Genomic DNA, 20,077 nt, shown 5'->3' on the forward strand with positions numbered 1-20,077 from the left:
AGTACCCTGTCTTTTCCAACACAAATCATTAAAAAAAATCAAAAAAAATAATTATGAATATACAATGGCTCTCTTTTTAAAGAATTCTACTCACATTGTAATTTTTAAATTCTTTAAAAAAGAGCATCCATAGGGGCTTGGGGAAATGGAAGATTACCCCAACTAAACTTTCCTTGTGCGTAGGCAGGAGAAATGGCAAAATTAATCCCTGATATTAAAAAGTATTTAATTCTAAAACAAGCTTCTTAGACCTATGAAAATCATACTAAAAATAAAGATTGTAATTACTACTACTGTAATGACTGACAAAAAAGTCTTTGATTCATCTTTTCCTTTGAAAAGAAAAATTAAAACAGCTATCAAAAGAGAACTCATAAAAATGACTTTTAAAAAACTGTCGGTCATAAAACTATCTTCTAAAACTTCTTTATCAACCATATTTCAAATTAAAAATTATACTTCTAACAAGCAAAATAAGCCTATCTACAGACACTTTACGCATTGAAAGTGCTATTGCTCATTTATTCCAAATTCACTCAAATTGGAGCATTTATAAGAATTAAAAACATTTCCTTTCTCTTTTTGCCAACTTTGTAATAATGAATGCCTATCAAAAAACAAATGAGGAATTAAAACTACAATTTTGCCATTCATCTCCTTATAATTCTTGATTAAACAGAATTGTAAGCTTTTTTCTAATTCATTTGTATAATTTGATATAGAGTACATCTTAGAATATTCAGGCGGAATAATATCCCCAAAGAAATCTTTCTTCGAAACACTATTTCCCATTTCCAAAAAAGTATAATAGACATAAGAAACATTATTATTACTTATTTTGTTCTTAGACTGAAGCCCTTTATTATTTTGATTACTAACCTGTGCATTTATGCTAAAACAGAATAAAACAAAGATGAGTTTGGCTATTTTTTTCATTTCTGTGGCAAATGATTATTAAGACTATTTAATAGATTTTATTTAGTATTGTTTACCCAATAAGAAGCCCCAAAGAATTTCTCAATCAAAATATCTGTCCTTGGACTAACAGTGGTAGTTTTATCTTGAACGAGCTTATTATTAACATATATTTTAAATCTCACATTTCCTTCGCTCACAGGCTCTATATTAGTGTTAACAACTAAAAACATAGGCATTTTTGCAACTCTAGAAGTAAAACTATGAGTCCACGTTTTACTTAAATCACCTATTTTTACTCTATTATGTAAAAAATAATTTTCGGAAGAACTTTCACTTCCGTATTCAATAACTGTATAATTCCTTTTTTCTTTTAGACCTTCTGAAAAGATTACCTCATACTTTACATCAAAGGGCTGTTTAATATTTTCATTTACAACAGATTTATCATCATCTGATGAACAAGATTGGAGAACAAAAAAAAGGATTGTAATTAAAAGACTAACTTTTTTCATTATTTATATTTTAGTTGATTAAGGTTATTTAAAGCTTGTTTATTCAATGGGCAAATCAAATTCTTTAAATTCAATTTATTTACAAACTTATAAAAAAAACGGTTGAAAACAATACGACTACATCAATCACTTTATTTTAATCTCTTGAAAGTAATTTTCCTAAATGGAAAAGAAAGGTAGAAAATCAGCAATCAACGAAGAAGTTGTTCTTTTAGGAACACGTATTACTGAAATTATTAAAGAAAAAGGGTTAAAGACTAGAATTGTAGCACATGATGCTGATTTAGATGTAGAAAATCTACGAAAATACATGAAAGGGAAACAAGAAATGAAAATTACAACAATGCTCAAGATTCTTAAATCTTTAGACGTTTCTATAGAGGAGTTGTTCAATTTTATAAAAGCAAAATAATTTTTTAGATTATCTAATTAAAAAAGTTATAAAGCTATATTATTATATTTTGGGATCTAATTATTAAATAATTCTTGAAAAGATAAATTCTCAACTAATGAGAAGACGGCTTGTATTTCCTTTCCAAATAACAAATGCTAAGATTTGAGATGTTATAACTTTTTTAATTATAAAACTTTACAGTAAAACATCAATTTTATCAATCAAACCCTTGAAATTGTCCAAAAAATAGTCGAACTTTGCTGAACACTAAGGAACTTGGTAGAGTTCCTTTACAATTAACACTTCATTTTTTTAATCAACTCTTTTCAAACACTCCCTTGAAAGAATCTCTCATACTTCTTAGTTCTATCAAGGAATAAAGAAAAGTAAATACTTTAAAAAGTATAACAAATAATTAAGGGGATAGCTATGCCCTGTTGCTAACCTTATTACAGTATTACTTAAAAGTTCATTTTGTATCTTGCTGTTTCCTGATAAGCTATCGACAGTTTAGAATTCTCCATAGCAAGTATTACAGGTGCTTTAATAGATTCAATATCCAGATCTTTTTTCATAATCGTGGCATACATATTTTTCTTTGTATCAAGATCTACATGCTTAAATGTCGGATCCTCTAAAAATTCCCAGTAATTCCTAAACCAGTTATCTGCTTTCCCTTTTGCTCTTTTTATGTATCTTGTAGTAATACAAAAAATATCATTCCATGACTCGATTTCGTCAACTCTGTCATCCAAAGTACCATAATCAAATGTAAATGTATAATCTGCTTCATTTTCTAGTTTGGCATTTATTGTAATGCCTTGATGCAATTGATCATAATACCAGAATATTTTCCTGCCTCCATTATTTAATACATCTTTATTTTCTTTGTAATCGGAATTACAATCAACACAAATTGGTGCAAGATTTTTAAAATTTACAGCTGAAAAAGGATAAATAGTATATGGTAACAAATGATCATAATCCTCTTTTTTTTCTTCTCTAGAATTTTGTGGTATTAGTCCACATACTGGGCATTTAAAAATCTCATTCTCATCAATCTTAAATAATTTAAAATGCTCCTGCATATCTCCATAAATTCCTTTACAATGACTCCCATACAAAACTTGCTTATATAGATCGGCAAATAATTTTTTAATATCAACTGCATTCGTTATTTCTTCATCAATCTCTGTTATCTTCAAAGGAAAAACTTCCCTTTTACAGATTCTTTCTATATCATTACTTATCCTTATCTCATTACAAAAATTTGTCCTTTTAATTTGATCCCATTTTTTAATAATATCATAGATCGCAATCAGAGGCTCTTCTAATATTTTTTTATGATGACTAACAATATTATTATAAAAATCGGGATCAAAAAAATTTGTTGAATAATCATCTGTTTCAAATTCAATGCGATTAAAAAAACCAATTATATTCTCGTTTAAAAAACGGTGTGAAGTCTCTATGTATTTATATGATCTAAGCATCTAATTCTCTTCTTTAAATTCTTCTTCTTTTAGCAATAAATCTCTAAAAAGAAATACCTTTTCAGGAGAATCTCCCAACAATCTAGAATCCTCCTTAGCTTTCTGAATATCTTCAATTGAATCGAACTTTCTATTTTTTATTTTATTTAATTCAGACAAAGAATAATTAGGTATACTTTCTTCTTTTCTAAATATTTCTTCCAACACAATATTTACAGAAGTTCCAAAAGTATTAAAATTCATATCCCATGCATTAACTGGTTGATGACCTTTTTTAAAGACTACCACTTTATCAGGAAAACAATCTGATATTATAAATGGAGAATGTGACGTAATTAAAATATCCCTAACAAGATTATTACTCTCTCCTCGTTCTAAGCTATCCTTTAAAACACTTATAAATTTTGACCGCCAGTCTGGATTAAAATGAGTTTCAGGCTCGTCTAACAACAATAAAGCTGTTTTGTTTTTCAACATTAAACAAATTCCCATACTGTGCAAAAATTGATGCTCGCCATCAGACAAATTTTTTACTAAAACTGGTTGATCATCATTTTTCTTTTTTATTAAAAAATCATTAAAATAAAAGACTAAATCCTTCCCTTCTGGCTTTGGCATTTTTTCAGAAACATACATACTATTAGATGTATAAATTGTTTTCTTTAAAGTTTCGTTTATGGAATGAAGATTAAGCTCTAATAATGTTTGCAAATCTTGAAATAAATCATATGGAGAATCAAAATTTTTTTGAAATGCCGTTTTTGTTTCTCTATTTACAAAATAATCTAATACTAATTCTCCATCAGCAGTTAAATATGATGAAGTTGAGCACAACTTTAATTTATCAATAATTGATAGTTCCCCTTTTTCTTTCAATTGAGATAATAGTTTTCGATTCTTTGATTTCGAACTTTCTTCCTTTCTAATTAAAAAATCTTTAATTACCAATCGAAAGCTCTGTAACTTCTCAATCTCCAATATTTCTTTTATCGGTTGTAATAAATCTAATTTTTCATCTTCAAATTCTTTTTGCATCAAAAAATTAGATAATAGTACCGCTTGACTCATACTATAATCTATATAAACTAAACTTGTTAATGGTTTCTTTTCATACTTTTCATCTTCAAGTAAAGATTGTTTATAATTATCACTGTGAATTAATCTTGTTTTTAAAAACGGTAAACTTAATATTTCATTCTCTCCTGATGAATAACCTATCACAATTTCTGGAAGATACTGTTTTGCAACAGCATTACTTTTAATAATCCCTTCCCTTACTGGCACTGTACTAACTCTAATAATTTCGCCATCTTCCGAAAAACGATAAAATTCAACTGGTTTATTGTCAGGCTTAATAATTTTTATTGGAATAATCGAATCGTTATCTTGTTTATAAATAAGATATTCTAATTCAAATGAAAATGGAATATTGCTTTTTTCAAACGCTTCATTAAAATCATCTGGCAGATATTTTGAAAAAGAACATTCTAAATAAAAAAAAATTAGCGATAAAGCCTCCAGAATATTAGATTTACCGCTCCCATTAAGACCAGCAAAGCAAAAAGGATGAAATTGATTTAATTTATCACGATCTAAAGAACTATTTTTTCTAAAAATTAATTCAAAACCTTTCGGTAAACTCCTAAATTTAGTATTTAATTTAAAACGTAATAACTTCATTATCATCCAATTTATGTTCCCTAAGTGTCTTTATAGATATTTTATTATTAGAATAAACTTGTACAATCCCTTTACTATAAGATAAATCATCTTTAGAAATTTCAATGTTCTTTTCAGTTCTGTCTAAAATTTTAAATAATATATTTTTATAAACATTGTATTGCGCTAAAGATTCAAAATCGGATGCTAAAATTGTCCCTATAATAGTTTCAACTTCTAAATCATCATTCATTATTTTATCTACTTCATCCTCATCGACCTTTTCATTATTAAAAGAATTATACAAAATTGATTGAAAAATCTCTTCTAAAAGACTCAATGACTTTAGACATTTCTGTATTTGTATTTCAACTTTTTTTAATGTTTCACAATATTTATTCTGGAGGTCAATTCTAGGAATTGGAAAATCAATTCCTTTCAACACACTTACATTTAATGATTGAACAGCGCCACCCTTAGCTATATCCTTAAGGTATGCTTCAAAATAATTTGTTTCAAATAAAGACTTAATATAAAAAGGATTTACCAAATTATTATTTATTGAAATTTTAATTAAACGTGGATTTATAATACCCTCTTGAAAATTTTCAGGAACAATTGCAACTTTCCCTAACGTGCCTACTAAACTAATTAAAATATCTCCAGATTCTATCTTACAACTTTTTAATTTTTCATATCTTTCATCATCAATAAAATAATCTCCATAATTAAAATCATTTCTAATAACCTGCTCCTGCCCATAAACTTTATAACCATTATCTACATAGAATTCTTTTTTCAATTCTGAACCAAACGGGCCAGCTTTAATAGCATTCCTTTTATTTAAAACTAATTCTGATAATTTTTTAAATTTAAATTTTTTATTACTTGAAATAGGAGGTCCAAACATATTATAAAATGTTGAACTAATATACTCTTTAAGTAATTCTATTGTTCTTTTTCTCTTTACAATTAAAGATTCAATATTATTGAGTTTATTTATAATTTCTGTTTGCTTTACTAAATCAGGCAAAACAAATTCATACTCATCAAATTGAGCTTTTGTCAAATGTTTTAAACCGACCCCTCTCATTTTGTAAGTTAATTCTTCGATAGCTAATTGAATAACATATCTGAAGTAATCTTTTGAAATTTTATTGGTAATAAATTCAACTTTAAAAATATGCTGATTAAGATAAGCACTTTCTTTTTTCCATTCATACACTCCTAATGAGGCAGACCAAGATATAAGAATATCACCTTCCCTCACAAGATACTTATCGTCAATTTCTATAGCCGTTTTATTAAAAATTGCCAGTGGATTATTCAAATTTTGGATTCGAATAATTTCAATTCCTTTTTCCCCCCAATCAACAGGCTTAAAAGGATAACCATTAACTAATTTGACAACTTCTTTTAATTTTACTTTTTTATTCTCCACTTTCTTTTAATTGGGATAACCCCTTAAATATTTCTTCTTCCAAAACAAACAACTCATCTAAAATATATTTAGGCAACCTATATTCTTCTGCTTGGTATTCAAAATCTTTATATCTATTAAGGTTTAATTCATATTTGTTTTTTTGAATTTCAGCGAATGGTATGGCAAAATATTGCAATTTCCTATCAGACTGTTCTTCCTTATGTCGATTATTCCATTTTTTAATTGATTCAGGTAAGGGATTCTCTTTTAATTTTTTCCTATTTGTATCTAAAGTGTACCCATCTGATTTCATTTCATAAAACCACACATCAACTTCTTGTGGTGTAGTTTTTCTATATTTTTTCTTTTCAAAAATCAATATAGAAGTTTTCACTCCTGTGTATGGCTGAAAAACACCACTAGGAAGCGAAATAACTCCCTGAAGATCACAATCATGCATTAATATTTTACGAGTAGAAACATGTGCTGATGAAGTATTAAAAAGTAAGCCTTCAGGAACAACGACGCAGGCTTTACCACCATCTTCAAGCATATAGATCATCCTTTCCAAAAATAACAATTCCGACTGTACTGTTTTTTGCCTTTCCTTTTTATCACTTTTCTTATTGTGTACGATTGGATAGATTCTATCTAAGTTTTCTGAAACAGTTTCACTATTAATCTTGCCTGTAAAAGGAGGGTTTGCAAGAATATATTTATACTGACCTTGCAACTTTTTATTTTCGATTTTAATCCTATCACTTGAATCAAATGATTCATTAATCCTTTTAGCTTCTAACTTCTCATAATCTAATGAAAGAGTATCAATATGCTCAATATTCGGCTTAGTAATTCCATGCATCATTAAATTCATCATGCCTATACGAACCATTGTTTGATCAATATCAAATCCGTAAAATGTATTTTCCCTCAACAATATATCCTTCCCATTATTTTCTGCTTTTTGAAATTCTTTGCCATCTAACCCTTTCCACAAACCATTTTCATCTTTTATTTTTTTTGCAGAGTACTTTGTAACAATATACTGATACGCACCTATTAAAAAACCTCCAGATCCACATGCTAGATCGCAAATTTTACCATCAACATCAGGATCTAATATCTCTGTCATCATTTGAATAATATGCCTTGGTGTTCTAAATTGTCCATTTTTTCCTGCCTCACTAGTATGCTTTAACAAATACTCATAAACATCTCCCTGAATATCATGAAAATATTGATTATTTTCCTTTTCTTGTTTTTCAATATCTTCATAAATCGAATCTATAAAAACTATACAATCTTTTAAAAGTGATGGATTATTAACAATGAAAGAAGAATCTCTAAGCGCTTTAGCAAAAGGTTCTTCTTCACTCGCTAAATTATTTTTAATATACTCAAAAACAACCTCCTTTATGTGACGGACTAATTTTTCATTTTCAAAAGTGTTATAGGTACTCCATTTTAAATTCTTTTCTAGATTTGGAGAAAATTTTTCCAATCTTTTCATAAAAAGTAAATACGAAATTTGTTCAATGGCTGTTATGGGATTCGACAATCCTCCAGCCCATAGTCTATCCCATAAAAGTTGTATTTTGTTTTTTATTTCTGTTGTTAACATATTTTGTCTTTTGTTTATTTAATTTGTTACCTGAAATAACATCTGTTAGCATATTACAAAAAAACTCTAATAATCTAACATGAAATATTAATAAGTTTTTTTGAAACTATAACTAAACACAAATAAATTGATAAAAGTAAAAAAATCTTTTTTTGACAGGATATCGCCAAGGCATATCCTATCAAAAAAATACAATCCAAATACTTTTAACAAATTACCGAAAAATGCATTTCATCAACAATATTTTGATTAAATGAATGCAAATAAATATTAGTTGTCCGATTTCCATACTCATGTCCTAAAGCCTCCGCAATAATTTCATTTGAATAACCTAGTCTTTTTGCTGTTGTTGCGAAAGTGTGCCTTGCCACATAGGTAGTTATCTGAACACTCATATCTTCTTGCCTTCCTAGACGCTTTAAATACTTATTTGTGGTTTTAATCCACTGCTTGATAATTTTCTTAGCTTCTTGACTATCCTCAGGAATATTTTCATTTAAAACAGGAATCAAATACTTACTAGTAGCTGAATTGAACTTATTAATAATACTTTCTGACTTTGCAAAAAGTTTAATTGAATAGTTTTTATGAGTTTTTCTCCTTTTAAATATTATTCTCCCATTAATGATATTCTCAGTCTTTAAATAGGCCAAATCAGTGAACGACATACCGACAAGATAAAAACTTAAAAGAAAACAATTTACAGCCTTCCATGAGCCTGAATTTTCAACAAGGGCCATTTGCTCAAACTTTAGAATATCCTTCCTTAAAACAGCTCTATTCCCTGTTTTTTCAGACTTTATAATTAAATCATTAAAAGGATAAAAAGAACGTTCCACTATTTTAGCTTTTATAGCTTTATTATAAATTGCCCTAATAGTTCGTAAATAATTCGAAATACTATTTTGCTTCAATCCTTTTATTTGAAGATGATGAACAAACCGCTCCAATAAAGTATAATCAATATCACTAAACAACAAACTTGATTCAGAAGCAAAAGAAACAAACTGATTAACCGCAGTTTGATAAACCAAAGCATTACCAGTCTTTTTCACTTCAAACATTTGAACTATTAACTTATCTGAAAATGATTTAAAAGTTACCGCTTCTGAAACATTTGCTTTTCCTTCCAATTTATTCTTCAAATCAGTAATAGAAAAAGTTTCATCAAGCTCTAAGATCAATTGTTGTATCTTGAAATATTCTTTTGACAACTTAATATTCAACAGTTTTGAATTGGGATGAGATTTATCCAATTCTTTTCTTTGTTCATTCCAATACATTTCTGTAGTTGATATTCCAGAGTTTAAAGTGTAAACTTTTCGATTGTGAGTAATCCTAAAAATAACATTATAGTTGCCATCATTCTTTTGTCTTCTTTTATCAAGGAGAACTTTTAAATTTGCCATAATAAAGGGTAAATTATGGTTCTTATGTGCAAACTATATGCAAACAAATGAAAAAACAAAAAGATAATGCACAACATTTTATGCTTTCGAAAGGATATAAAACAAAAAAGCCACTCTATTTGAGTGACTTTTTGTGAACGCAGAAGGATTCGAACCTTCGACCGCCTGCTTAGAAGGCAGGTGCTCTATCCAGCTGAGCTATGCGTCCATTATTTCAATTGTAGTCGGGGTGGCAGGATTCGAACCTGCGGCCTCCTGCTCCCAAAGCAGGCGCGATAACCGGGCTACGCTACACCCCGATGCAAAATTTAAGCGGAGAGACAGGGACTCGAACCCTGGCGACGGTTACCCGTCGACAGATTAGCAATCTGCTCCATTACCGCTCTGGCACCTCTCCTTGCTAGTGGAATTGCTTCCGTTTTGCGAGTGCAAATGTATAACAACATTCCTTTTCTCACAAGCTTTTTTTTGAGTTTTTTTTAGTTTTTTTTCATCTTTTTTCAAAACCACTTCACAATCAAACAAATAGAATTAACAAAAATTTCACCTTAAATTTAAAATTAACCCTATTCAATACAAAATTTGAATTTATTCAAATAAACAGTAAATTTGCTTACTAACTATTATTAAACAGAAAATGAACAAAAGAGTTGTTATCGTTTCTGCCGTTAGAACACCTATCGGAAGTTTCATGGGCGGGTTATCTACTGTACCTGCACCAAAATTAGGCGCTGCTGCTATAAAAGGAGCCCTTTCAAAAATTAACCTTGACCCAAAATTAGTCGATGAAGTTTTCATGGGGAATGTAATTCAGGCAGGTGTTGGACAAGCTCCTGCACGCCAAGCAGCACTTTTTGCCGGCCTGTCTGAAGAAGTTGCCGCAACAACAGTAAACAAAGTATGCGCTTCTGGAATGAAAGCCGTAATGTTTGCCACTCAGGCTATCGCCTGTGGAGATGCTGAAATCGTAGTTGCGGGCGGAATGGAAAGCATGAGCTTGATTCCTCACTATGTGCAAATGCGTGCTGGAAACAAATTTGGTCCTGCAACTATGCTTGACGGTATGCAGAAAGATGGTTTGACAGATGCTTACGACAACAACGCAATGGGAGTTTGCGCTGATTTATGTGCATCTGAATATAAAATTACTCGTGAAGAGCAAGATGCTTTCGCTATCCAATCGTATGAAAGAAGCGCAAAGGCTTGGGACGCTGGAAAATTTGACAATGAAGTTGTTCCTGTTGAAGTTCCGCAAAGACGTGGCGAACCTATTATATTTTCTAAAGACGAAGAATATACTAATGTGAAATTAGATAAGATTCCATCTTTAGCTCCAGTTTTCACAAAAGACGGAACTGTAACTGCTGCAAATGCTTCAACAATCAATGACGGCGCTGCTGCTTTGGTTTTAATGTCTGAAGAAAAGGCAAATGCATTAGGTTTAAAACCTTTAGCTTACATAAAAGGGTATGCAGATGCTGCTCAAGAGCCAAAATGGTTTACAACAAGTCCTGCAAAGGCTTTACCAAAAGCTTTAGACAAAGCAGGAATCTCAATTTCAGATGTTGATTTCTTCGAATTCAATGAAGCTTTCTCTGTAGTAGGATTAGCTAATGCAAAAATTTTAAATTTAGATAACGACAAAGTAAACGTAAACGGTGGTGCTGTTTCTTTAGGACATCCTCTTGGAGCTTCGGGAGCACGTATTATTGTAACTTTACTAAACGTTTTAGAACAAAACAATGCAAAAACTGGAGCTGCTGCAATTTGCAACGGTGGTGGTGGCGCATCGGCAATTGTTATCGAAAGAGCTTAAAACAATATCACAAAAAATCAGGAGTTATAAATACAGCTCCTGATTTTTTCAACTTTATAAATTTCCTTAAATGTTTGGAATTTGCAATTTAGCCATAGTACCTGTTCGATCTGAACCAAGCGACAGAAGTGAAATCGTTACACAGCTTTTGTTTGGCGAACACATCGAAATTTTAGAACGCCATAATCAATGGGCTAAAATAAGAATTCAGTTTGATAATTATGAAGGCTGGGTAGATTCTAAACAATATCAGGTAATTACAAAAGAACAATTTGATCAGTTGAGCCAAGAGGCAATTATTTTAAATGCTGATTTAGTTGATTATATTACAGCTCCAAACAATCTTTTACTGCCAATTCCGCTTGGAGCCTCACTATCTTTTTTAAACAACAGCGAAATCAATATTTCGAACTTTGATTTTGAAGGAACCAAAACTAGCGGCATAAAGCCTAAAAGCGCTTTAATTAAAACTGCTTTTATGTATTTGAATGCTCCGTACTTGTGGGGCGGAAAAACTCCTTTCGGCATTGACTGTTCTGGTTTTACCCAAATGGTTTACAAATTAAACGGTTATAAAATTCATCGTGATGCTTCTCAACAGGCGCTCGAAGGCGATCCTTTGAGTTTTATTGAAGAATGTGAAGCCGGTGATTTGGCTTTTTTTGATAATGACGAAGGCAATATTACCCATGTTGGCATCATAATGGAAAATAACTACATCATTCACGCAAGTGGTAAAGTTCGCATTGACCGCTTGGATCATACCGGAATTTACAATCCTGAATTAAACAAGCACACTCATAAACTTCGTGTAATTAAGAAGATTATCTAGTTTTAATTTTTATTATTGAAAAGAGAATTAAAGTACGCGGATAAAACGGATTTGCTTTGCGAAGACGCGGATTTGTACGGATCTGTTTTTTCTCTCTCGCAGATTGAGCGGATTTAAACAGATTTAAAAAAAATAAATTCGCATAATCTGCTAAATCTGCGAGAGAAAATTAATAAGCTAAAAAATCATTTTTAATCCACAAAATCTGTGGCAAAAATAAATTTAGTGCAAATTCGGGAAATTCGTGGCTAAAAAACCTATGCGCTTAGTCGAATTGTTTTTCTAAACTCAGACGGACTATATCCCTTTTGTTTTCTAAAGAACTTATTAAAGTGGCTTTCATCCGTAAAACCAAATTCATATGCGATTTCATTAATGCGCTTTTCGCTGAATTGCAAACGATGTTCAATCAGTTTGGTTTTGTAGTTACTGATATACTGCTGCATGGTTTCGCTGGCGTGTTTTTTAAAATAACGGCCTAAATAGGTATTCGAAATTCCGAAATAATCGCTGATTGATTCTGCTTTGATTTTTTCTGGATAATAAATATTGTTCTGAATATACTGCAGAATATCCATCGCTTTAGCCTCAGTATTTATTGTTACCTGTTCTGGAAGATATTTCGCAATATTTCTCGCTACGATGATAATTAGGGTGTTTACCAACTGCTGAATCAATTCCTGATTGTAAACATCTTTGTCCTGATGTTCACGGCAAATGGCTTCAATCATTACTTTCACCAAGCATTTATCAGGGTCATTTTTAAGAATACAGCCCGGCTGATGATTGGCATTTTGAAGAATATATTCCAATCGTTGAATGTTTTCGTTCTGCAGACTAGAATTTTTCAAATAGATATCATTAAACCTCAAAAAGAAAAATTTCGTTTTAGTTTCAATTGTAAAATTATGGCAGTCCTCAGGCGTCAATAAGAACAAATGCCCTGGATCATACTCGAAAATATTCTTATTGATACATTGCCTCCCCGTTCCTTCTAAAATATAAACGAGTTCAAAAAAATTATGACGATCTCCAACGTCTGGATATTCATTCAGGGTTTCAAAAGAGACTGTAAAGGGTTCGTATAAGTTTTCTTTTTTCATGATTCAATTTATTTGAAGATGCAAATATACCTAAAAAAGACAAATATATACCAAATAAGAATCACAAAAACGGTATAATTTTGCCTCATCAATTTTAAATATAAAAAATCACAATCATGGAATATAGAAAACTAGGCAACTCAGAACTTGAATTATCAGCAATTACATACGGTGCATTTGCCATTGGCGGGACGATGTGGGGCGGAACAGAAAAGAAAGATTCAATAGAATCTGTTCAAGCTTCAATCGACCACGGCGTTACTACAATTGACACCGCTCCTTTTTACGGATTTGGTTTAAGTGAAGAAATGATCGGCGAGGCGATAAAATCTTACGACCGTTCTAAAATTCAATTGCTTACTAAATTCGGTCTGGTTTGGGACGGAAGCAATAATGGAAAAGGCGATTACTTTTTTGATGCAGATGATAATGGCAAAAAAGTTCCGATTTACAAATTTTCATCAAAAGAAAACGTAATTAAGGAAGTTGAAGAAAGCCTAAAACGTCTTCAAACCGATTATATCGATTTAATGCAGATTCACTGGCCAGACTCAACAACGCCAATTTCTGAAACAATGGAAGCTGTTGAAACCCTTATCCAACAGGGAAAAATTAGAGCTTTTGGGGTGAGCAATTACAATGTAGCGCAAATTCAAGAAGCTCAAAAAACAATTCAAGTGGCTTCAAACCAAGTGGCGTACAGTATGCTAAACCGCGGAATTGAAACAGATTTAGTTCCATTTACAGTAGCAGAAAACATCGGAATCATTGCTTACAGTCCAATGGAAAGAGGTTTATTGACTGGAAAATATTTCACTGACAGCAAATTAAAAGAAAACGACCATAGAAACGGTTATTTTGGAAAATTCGATTTGCAGCAGGTAAAAACTTTAATCGAAGAATTAAGTGCTTTAGCGCATTCAAAACATATTTCTATTTCTCAATTGGTTTTGCGCTGGACGACTTTACAAAAAGGAATTTCAATTGTTCTTGCAGGAGCGAGAAATGCAGAACAAGCCATTTCAAACGCCAAAACAATGGATTTTGACTTATCAGCTTCTGAATTGGAATTTATCAATCAGGCAATTGCTAAAATAAAATAATTCTTTTTTTTTAACACATAGAAACATAGGTTTTGCTTTGTCTGCAAAGGCGTTTCACTTGCATAAACACACATAGTATGCACAACCTCGCCATTCGAAATGACAAACTTTGTGAGCTATGTTTTAGAAACTAGTTTCTTTCTATTCTCTTTTCCAGAAAGAAAAACTCTATGTTTCTATGTGTTTAAAAAATCATAAAAATTAAATAATTAAGATTTGGGCGTGTTTCGCCGCGGCGAATCGGGCTATCCGTTACAATCTTTTGCGACTCGTTAAAAAACGAGACACAAAAGAATTTCCACTACTATCCCTCACGCATCCATTTTCAAAAGAAACAACAGTAAAAATGAAAAAGATATTTATAATTAATGGCGGGCAAAAGTTCGCACATTCAGGAGGACAATTCAACAAAACCGTTCAAGACTGGACAGTAGAATTTCTTTCAAAAAACAGCAATTACGAAATAAAAACTACACATATTGAAGACGAGATTGATCTGCAGGAAGAAGTAGAAAAATTTGTTTGGGCAGATTTAATCATCTATCACACGCCTGTTTGGTGGTTTCAACTGCCAAACCTTTTCAAGAAATATATTGATGATGTTTTCACACAAGGGCACGACAATGGAATCTATAAAAGTGACGGCAGAAGTCGCGTAAACCCAGACATTAATTACGGAACTGGCGGACTTTTACATGGACGCAAATATATGCTCACCACAAGCTGGAACGCGCCCGCAACGGCTTTTACCCTTCCGGGAGAATTCTTCGAAGAAACTTCTGTTGATGATGGCGTAATGTTTGGCTTCCATAAAATGAACAAATTTACAGGAATGGAAAAAATAAACGGATTCCATTTTCACGATGTGGAAAAAGGCGCAACACCAGAAAATATTGTTATCTTTAAAGAGAATTATACGAAACATTTAGAGCAAACTTTTAAAAACTTATAATTATGATTTCGATTACAGCAATTTTAAAAAGTAAACCAGAGCATTTAATTGAAGTTCAAAACCTGCTGACGCATCTAGTAACCGAAACTAGAAAAGAGGCTGCCTGTATTCGTTACGATTTACACACTTCCGAAAATGTTTTTATTCTTTGGGAAGAATGGAAAGATCAACCGGGATTGGAGCTGCACAACAATCAGTCCTATTTGCAAGAGTTCATCAAAAAAACCGAAAACTTGGTTTCAAGCCCAATTCAGGTTTACAAAACTGCGCAGATTTTATAATTCTCCTCCCGCAAGGTTTTTAAAACCTTTCAAAAAAATACCTACAATGTTTTAAAAATCTTGCAGGATTAATATGGGTGGCATACATAACTTATTTCTTTAAAATAATAATTCAGAAAAAGCTTAACTTGTCTGCAAAATCACAAATAATTTAATATGAGCAAATATCATCTTGCCGAAATTAATATTGCCAAAATGAAAGGTGTCGATATTAACGACCCAATTATGAAAGAATTTGTAGATAATTTGGATGCTATAAATACTTTAGCTGAAGAAAGCGAAGGTTTTGTCTGGCGTTTAAAAGACGAAACCGACAATGCTACAAATCTTAATCCGTACAATGATGAACAAATTATTATCAATGTTTCTGTTTGGGAAAGCATCGAAACTTTAGAACATTATATGTACAAAACTTTTCACAGTGACTTTTTAAGACGCCGAAAAGAATGGTTTCAAAAATTCGGAAAAGCGCATACTGCTATGTGGTGGATTCCAAAAGGGCATATTCCAAGTCTCGAAGAAGCTGTTGGAAAATTAGATTATCTGCAGCAAAATGGAGCTTCAGAATTGGTTTTTGATTTTAGAACTAAGTTTCCAGCACCGAGAGCAAAAAACACTTCAGAAATAGAATAGGCATTTTTCTAAAATCTTATCTCATAAAACAAAAAAAAGACTGCAATCTATTTACAGATGCAGTCTTTTCTTTTTTATTGATTTTTAATCTATTGTTTTATTATTTTCTGATTAAAAATCTTTTGGGTCGAAGAAGTCACGTTTAAAAAGTACACTCCTTTTGATTGTTTTGCTAAATTAATCGCTTTAGTGTTATTGTTTTTTGTTTGGAATTTTTCGCTGTAAATCACTTGTCCAGCCACGTTATGAACGGTAACAGTATAATCATCTCCAGAAGACGGTGCTGTTAGGTAAAACACATCGCTCGACGGATTTGGATATATTTGAACGCCCTCTAAATCAATTGGCTTCTTAGGTTTTGCCACGGCCAAATTCGGACCATTATCCACTTTCAAATTATCGAACCAGATTCTTGTCCCGTAGCCCGAAGTATTTTTTATTTTAAGCAGCACATTCTTTTGATTTTTTACAATCTCTAAATTAATTTTTTCTTCTCTCCAATCCGAATTTTTGGTCGGAATCCAATCATTGGTTTCATTTGTCATTGTAGTGGCAGGATCGTCCTCAATTCTAGGCGTAACAGTCTGCAGCTGTGTCTGATTCTTTGAATAAACAGAAGTCCATGTTGCTCCACAATCTGAAGACGCGAATATCTCTATTTTATCGGGAGCAGGCGTTGGATCAAAAGCATTTATATATTGCGTATAAGCCAAATCGAAATATAAAAATGGACTTGAAGCGGCAGAAAAATCAAATGGTTTTAATATCAGCTCATCTACCAAATCGGCTGGATTGTCGGCATTATTAATTACTAGACAAGACAAATCTCCTTTTCCAGCATCTGAACGTTTTTCCCAAGTTATAGCATCTTTGTCTAGGTTAATAATTTCCCAATCCTGAATAGGAAAATTCGATTCAAAATTCTCAAAATACGGAAGACTATTTTTTCCTTTTACAACCACTACCCCTGTTTTATGCATTACGGTTCCAACTCCATAAGAATTGGTGGCCGTTAATGTAACGTCGTAAGTACCTGGGTTTTCATAAATAACAGCTGGCGTCTTGCTTGTAGAAGTAGACGGAGAACCGCCTGGAAACGACCATAGCCAAGAAGTAGGCTCTCCTGTTGAAATATCCTTAAATACAACTGGCAAATCGCTGCAGATTTTATCGCTTTCTATAGTAAATTCTGAAAACGGACTTTCTTTACTGTCAAAAGTGAATTTAACATTGTCAATCCATATTCTCGATCCATATCCTGAAGTATTTTTAAATTTAAATAAAACATTCGAAGTACCTTTAAATTCGGTCAGCAACACTCTTTCTGTTCTCCAATGAGAATCTGCCGTCGGAATCCAATTATTAGGATCTGTACTTATAAAAGTCTCCAATTCGGTATGCGTCTTTGCATAAATAGTTTTCCAAGTTGCACCACAGTCTGTAGAAGCTAAAATTTCTAAAACATCCGGACTTTCAGCATCAAATTTCGCATAAGCAATATCAAATGAAAAATCAGTTATTCCTACAGACATATCAACAGGTTTAAGGATAATTTCGTCAATAGCGCCCACTTTATCATTATCTGCATTATTCATGACCATACATGACGAAGAATTATGTCCTGCATCTGCTCGTTTTTCCCAAGTCAGTTTATTGTCTGGATTAACAATTTCCCATTCTGCTGGAGGAAAAGAATTTTCAAAATCCTCTGTATAAGAAATTCGGTCTGGATCAACAATCTTAATAAAATTAGATTTGGTTAAAGTTGTTCCTGTTCCATTGCTGTTTTTTGTAGAAAGTGTAACCGCATAAGAACCTGGCACATTATAAGTTACCAAAGGATTTTTATCTGTCGAACTTGCTGGCGTACCTCCTGGGAAAGACCACTCCCAAGATGTAGGATTTCCTGTTGAAACATCTACAAACGGAACAGTAAGATTTGTACATCTCGTGCTTCTGGTATTGGAAGTAAAATCAGACACTGGAGTAGCTGCTTGTGTTACTGCTACATTTACATTATCAATCCAAATTCTCGTTCCGTATCCTGATATATTGACAAATCGAATAGAAACATTTCCATTTCCTTGATAAGCACTCAGGTCTACAACTTCTTTTCTCCAATTGGCATCTCCTGTAGGGATCCAATTATTTGCCAAAGCAGTAGGCACCTCAGTGGTCTGCAAAAGCGTATGTGTTTTGGAGTACACGTCATTCCATGTCTGTCCGCAGTCAGTCGAAACCTGCACTTTCAAAACATCTGGGCTCACATCATCAAATTTTGTGTAAGCCACATCAAAAAACATTTGGCTGTTTTGTCCTGCGGTAAAATCAAAATAAGGCAGTCTGATATAATCTAATGCGCCAACAACTGCATTATCGGCATTGTTCATAATCATACAAGAACTGTCGTTGTGCCCTATTCCATTGCGTTTTTCCCATGTCAATCCATTATCAGGATTAGAAACTTCCCATCCTAAAGGAGGAAAAGCGCCAGAAAAACTCTCCGCTAAATTCACAGCCGATTTTTGGTCTACTTCAATATAATTTGGTATTTCTTTTGCGTTTGTTCCCAAAGAATTTGTAACCTCCAATTTCACTTTGTATACTCCAGAAGCATTGTAAACAACCGTCGGATTCGATTCTGTAGAGGTCGAAGGCGTTCCTCCTTCAAAAGTCCATAACCTCGAAACAGGCAAACCTAGAGAACGATCTTTAAAAACAATTGCTTTTCCAGAACAAACCGCAGTTGTACTGCTGCTGAAATTTGCTACAGGAACCGCTTCTATCACCCCAACCGATCTAAGATTGTTTTCCTGCCATAAAAACCCTCTTGGGTATTTTGCCACCGAAGTATCGTCTAGCCAATAAGTCATTGCATTTGTCTGATCTCTGGTAAACATATTTTGGCAATCTGTATTGTAATCCATATGATTCTCAGCATTGGCGTAAACTCCGCAGCTATTGAGCACATTTCTAGTGCAGCCTTCCCCTACTTTTGTAGGCGGAGTATCGGCCATACCATCGTTAATAGGATCGCAATCATCTTGAAAAGTGTGTTTTAATCCAAAATAGTGGCCAAACTCATGTGTCATTACCTTTGCGAAAGTAGCGCTGGCATCAGATCCGCACGTGCTTCCAATATACCTGTGATTGTAGGTCACGCGAGGAATAGCATCTTGAATGGGCAAAAATGCGTGCCCAGAACCAACAGATCCTTGACCTGTATTCGGCTCATTAACAACCAAAACATCCAGATAATACCTGCTGTTTTTGCCATACCAAATGTAATCGTAAATTCTAGAATCGTATCCATCGCTTATATGCGCTTCCGGGTGCCAGTCTACGCCAGGTATCTCCAATGGATTGCCCTCTGGATCAACAGTAGCTAAAACAAACTGGATATTCATCTTACTTTTAACTCCGTCAAAACGCGGATCTGTCATGGCATATTCAGGAAACAAACCATTAAAATCTTTATTTATGGTAAGCAATGCATCATCAATCCTGCATTTCATCTGCTCTTTGGTAAAACCGCTGCTAACATTGGTTCCATCCGTCAAAATATGAAATACAACAGGAACGATATAGGGCGCTGCGGTCATCTTGGCCGTACTTCCTTTTTTCCATGTTTTAATTTTTGATAGCGATTTTACGAAAGCGGCTTCTTCCTTTTGAGATAATTGGGTTCCGCATCGAGTTGGGTTTTGTCCAAAGGACACAAAAAATTGAAGCAGAAAAGCTGCTGCAAAAAAGTAGTGTTTTTTCAAAATAGTGTTGTTTAGGTTAGTAGTACTGGTTAGCTCCTACAAAAACCAATTAAAAAAGCATCCTCACTTCGCCTCTTAATTGTTTTGTTTATTATTTTTTTTGATAAAAATATTTAAATGGAATGCAAGAAAATGATATTATCTTATTGTAAAACAATTGT

16 protein-coding genes and 3 tRNA genes are annotated in these 20,077 nt (G+C 32.6%); 7 read left to right on the plus strand and 12 right to left on the minus strand.

Features of this window, described 5'->3' with window-relative positions:
- Nucleotides 1-510: 510 nt before the first annotated feature.
- Nucleotides 511-936 (minus strand): hypothetical protein, encoded by a 426-nt coding sequence (locus tag N4T20_RS19320; protein ID WP_260670698.1) that lies wholly within the window; start codon nucleotides 934-936, stop codon nucleotides 511-513.
- A 38-nt stretch (nucleotides 937-974) separates the two neighbouring features.
- Nucleotides 975-1,430 carry a hypothetical protein gene (locus tag N4T20_RS19325; protein WP_260670699.1) on the minus strand — a complete coding sequence of 152 codons (456 nt, stop codon included), beginning with the start codon at nucleotides 1,428-1,430 and terminating at the stop codon, nucleotides 975-977.
- A 163-nt stretch (nucleotides 1,431-1,593) separates the two neighbouring features.
- On the opposite strand from N4T20_RS19325, the gene N4T20_RS19330 reads away from it, so the two are divergent.
- Nucleotides 1,594-1,842, plus strand: a complete 249-nt coding sequence (locus tag N4T20_RS19330; RefSeq protein WP_260670700.1) for a helix-turn-helix domain-containing protein — start codon at nucleotides 1,594-1,596, stop codon at nucleotides 1,840-1,842.
- A gap of 443 nt (nucleotides 1,843-2,285) precedes the next feature.
- On the opposite strand, the gene N4T20_RS19335 is transcribed toward N4T20_RS19330, so the two are convergent.
- The 8 genes from N4T20_RS19335 to N4T20_RS19370 form a co-directional block, all read right to left on the minus strand.
- Nucleotides 2,286-3,317 (minus strand): hypothetical protein, encoded by a 1,032-nt coding sequence (locus N4T20_RS19335; RefSeq protein WP_260670701.1) that lies wholly within the window; start codon nucleotides 3,315-3,317, stop codon nucleotides 2,286-2,288.
- Complete coding sequence (locus tag N4T20_RS19340) at nucleotides 3,318-4,997, minus strand: restriction system-associated AAA family ATPase (protein ID WP_260670702.1); 1,680 nt, start codon at nucleotides 4,995-4,997, stop codon at nucleotides 3,318-3,320.
- A complete protein-coding gene (locus tag N4T20_RS19345; protein ID WP_260670703.1) occupies nucleotides 4,978-6,417 on the minus strand; it encodes a restriction endonuclease subunit S in 1,440 nt (479 codons plus the stop codon). Before N4T20_RS19345 ends, N4T20_RS19340 begins: the two co-directional genes overlap by 20 nt.
- Nucleotides 6,407-8,020 carry a class I SAM-dependent DNA methyltransferase gene (locus N4T20_RS19350; protein ID WP_260670704.1) on the minus strand — a complete coding sequence of 538 codons (1,614 nt, stop codon included), beginning with the start codon at nucleotides 8,018-8,020 and terminating at the stop codon, nucleotides 6,407-6,409. The genes N4T20_RS19345 and N4T20_RS19350 overlap by 11 nt, the downstream gene beginning before the upstream one ends.
- Before the next feature lie 206 nt (nucleotides 8,021-8,226).
- Nucleotides 8,227-9,429, minus strand: coding sequence for a site-specific integrase (locus N4T20_RS19355; RefSeq protein WP_260670705.1), 1,203 nt, complete (start codon nucleotides 9,427-9,429; stop codon nucleotides 8,227-8,229).
- Between the two features lie 134 nt (nucleotides 9,430-9,563).
- A tRNA-Arg gene (locus tag N4T20_RS19360) sits at nucleotides 9,564-9,637 on the minus strand.
- Between the two features lie 16 nt (nucleotides 9,638-9,653).
- Nucleotides 9,654-9,728, minus strand: a tRNA-Pro gene (locus N4T20_RS19365).
- 14 nt (nucleotides 9,729-9,742) lie between these two features.
- A tRNA-Ser gene (locus N4T20_RS19370) sits at nucleotides 9,743-9,826 on the minus strand.
- Between the two features lie 240 nt (nucleotides 9,827-10,066).
- Here N4T20_RS19370 and N4T20_RS19375 point away from each other — a divergent pair.
- Both N4T20_RS19375 and N4T20_RS19380 read left to right on the plus strand, forming a co-directional pair.
- Entirely contained in the window at nucleotides 10,067-11,245 is a 1,179-nt protein-coding gene (locus N4T20_RS19375; protein WP_260670706.1) for an acetyl-CoA C-acyltransferase, read from the plus strand.
- A gap of 70 nt (nucleotides 11,246-11,315) precedes the next feature.
- The gene (locus N4T20_RS19380) at nucleotides 11,316-12,077 is read left to right on the plus strand and encodes a C40 family peptidase (RefSeq protein WP_260670707.1); all 762 of its coding nucleotides are present in this window, start codon (nucleotides 11,316-11,318) and stop codon (nucleotides 12,075-12,077) included.
- A gap of 257 nt (nucleotides 12,078-12,334) precedes the next feature.
- Here N4T20_RS19380 and N4T20_RS19385 read toward each other — a convergent pair whose 3' ends face one another.
- Complete coding sequence (locus N4T20_RS19385; RefSeq protein WP_111285332.1) at nucleotides 12,335-13,180, minus strand: AraC family transcriptional regulator; 846 nt, start codon at nucleotides 13,178-13,180, stop codon at nucleotides 12,335-12,337.
- Nucleotides 13,181-13,296: 116 nt separating this feature from the next.
- Between N4T20_RS19385 and N4T20_RS19390 the strand changes: the two genes are divergently transcribed.
- The 4 genes from N4T20_RS19390 to N4T20_RS19405 all read left to right on the plus strand — a co-directional run bounded on the left by N4T20_RS19390 (nucleotide 13,297) and on the right by N4T20_RS19405 (nucleotide 16,149).
- On the plus strand, nucleotides 13,297-14,283 hold the full coding sequence (locus N4T20_RS19390) for an aldo/keto reductase (RefSeq protein WP_260670708.1): 987 nt from the start codon (nucleotides 13,297-13,299) through the stop codon (nucleotides 14,281-14,283).
- Nucleotides 14,284-14,629: 346 nt separating this feature from the next.
- Nucleotides 14,630-15,235, plus strand: coding sequence for an NAD(P)H-dependent oxidoreductase (locus N4T20_RS19395; protein WP_260670709.1), 606 nt, complete (start codon nucleotides 14,630-14,632; stop codon nucleotides 15,233-15,235).
- A gap of 2 nt (nucleotides 15,236-15,237) precedes the next feature.
- Nucleotides 15,238-15,516: a putative quinol monooxygenase gene (locus N4T20_RS19400; protein ID WP_260670710.1), complete on the plus strand. Its 279-nt coding sequence runs from the start codon at nucleotides 15,238-15,240 to the stop codon at nucleotides 15,514-15,516.
- Between the two features lie 156 nt (nucleotides 15,517-15,672).
- Nucleotides 15,673-16,149, plus strand: coding sequence for a DUF3291 domain-containing protein (locus N4T20_RS19405; protein WP_260670711.1), 477 nt, complete (start codon nucleotides 15,673-15,675; stop codon nucleotides 16,147-16,149).
- Nucleotides 16,150-16,238: 89 nt separating this feature from the next.
- On the opposite strand, the gene N4T20_RS19410 is transcribed toward N4T20_RS19405, so the two are convergent.
- On the minus strand, nucleotides 16,239-19,916 hold the full coding sequence (locus N4T20_RS19410) for a PKD domain-containing protein (RefSeq protein WP_260670712.1): 3,678 nt from the start codon (nucleotides 19,914-19,916) through the stop codon (nucleotides 16,239-16,241).
- Nucleotides 19,917-20,077: the final 161 nt, after the last annotated feature.

The sequence above is a fragment of the Flavobacterium sp. TR2 genome (genome assembly GCF_025252405.1).
Taxonomy (GTDB): Bacteria; Bacteroidota; Bacteroidia; order Flavobacteriales; family Flavobacteriaceae; genus Flavobacterium.